This window comes from Colwellia sp. MB3u-41 (assembly GCF_014076845.1).
In the GTDB taxonomy this organism is placed as follows: Bacteria; Pseudomonadota; Gammaproteobacteria; order Enterobacterales; family Alteromonadaceae; genus Colwellia_A.
This window is the reverse complement of record NZ_JACGUT010000052.1, coordinates 1-1466: the sequence shown is the minus strand read 5'-3', so window position 1 is coordinate 1466 and position 1466 is coordinate 1. Positions and strand designations below refer to the sequence as shown.

Below are 1466 nucleotides of genomic sequence, written 5' to 3'. Positions count from 1 at the left end.
CCACATAACAAGTTACTCAAACGGACGCTAAACAGTTGGCTAGCTTCGTTCCTCGCAATTTTAGCCAACAATTTATCGCCGCTTAGTAAGGCTACATGGACTCCCCTTTGTCAAGCAATAGCATCTCTTACAACAAGAAGATCTGACAGCAGCTCTACATTCGGCGTTTATTAGCTTTGTTACGCTATCGCCCTGATGATTTGCGCTTGAGCAATGCCTCATTCGTTAAACAGTGTTACGAACACTTCCTTACTAAACAGGCTTTCTTGCTCTCGGTCTGACCGTGTTATCGTCAATTGCTAATGCACAGACTCGGTGGGGTTAACCGTTTGGTTTAACCTCTTTACTTCATAAAAAGTTATTTTACATAATCTACCTGATATTCTTTTTCTGAGTGTAACAGTGCCCAAATTAATCGGGCGTTTTTAGCGGCCAATGCAACAGTCGCTCGTTTAAATCCTCGTCGCTCAACAAGGTCTTTTATCCACAAACTGGTTCTGTCGGTTTTGTTTTTACAATTAGCAATAACGGCTCTTGCGCCATGAATCAGTGAGGTACGAATATGCTTTTCGCCTCGTTTGCTAATGTGACCTAACCGAGCAACACCGCCCGTAGAGTATTGTCTTGGTACTAAACCAATCCATGCGGCAAAGGAACGACTAGTGTCAAAGTGCTTAGCGTCATTAACCGTTGCAACTACTGCGGTAGCGGTTATTTCCCCAATACCAGGAATACTCATTAACCGTTTAGCGTCTTTCATTTGGTTCGCTAGTGCGTGTAACTTTCTATCGTATTTGAGTATTTCATCATTTAAACCTTTGATGCTTTGCCATAAATCATTGAGTAATTCACGAGCAATGAAAGGTAAATTGTTTTCACCATCCTCCAAGATACCAGGAATGGCGCTTTGTGCAGAATAACGACCTTTAGGCATGATGATGCCGAATTCAGCGAGTAACCCTCTTAATCGGTTTATTCGTGCTGTTCTATCCTTTATTGCGCCTTGTCGAATGCGATGTAAGCAAAGAACGGCTTGTTGTTCTTCGCTTTTTATACTAACGAATCGCGTTTTTGGACGAGTAACTGCTTCACAAATAGCTTCAGCGTCATTAGCATCATTTTTTTCATTTTGTCGGTAGGGGATAACAAACTTACACGCCATGATACGAACATCATGACCGAGCTTGGTAAATTCTCTTGCCCAGTAATGCGCACCAGAGCAGGCTTCCATACCGATAATGCAGAGTGGTAACTTTGCAACTTCAGCTAACAGGTTGTTTCGTTTGATAGTTTTACGTAATTTACACTTGCTATGTTCATCTACACCATGAATACTGAAAACAAGTTTGGCTAAATCGATGCCAACGACTTTAATTAAAGACATATGGACTCTCCTTTGATTGAATGCTTACACTTTCAATATGGCACATAGATGCCGTTAGTAGGGGAGTCCATATCATTCGTTA

1 protein-coding gene is annotated in these 1466 nt (G+C 41.6%); it reads right to left on the bottom strand.

Annotated features, from left to right (window positions below; genetic code table 11):
• Positions 1 to 358: 358 nt before the first annotated feature.
• Entirely contained in the window at positions 359 to 1384 is a 1026-nt protein-coding gene (locus tag H4J73_RS05070; protein WP_182223115.1) for an IS110 family transposase, read from the bottom strand.
• Positions 1385 to 1466 lie beyond the last annotated feature (82 nt).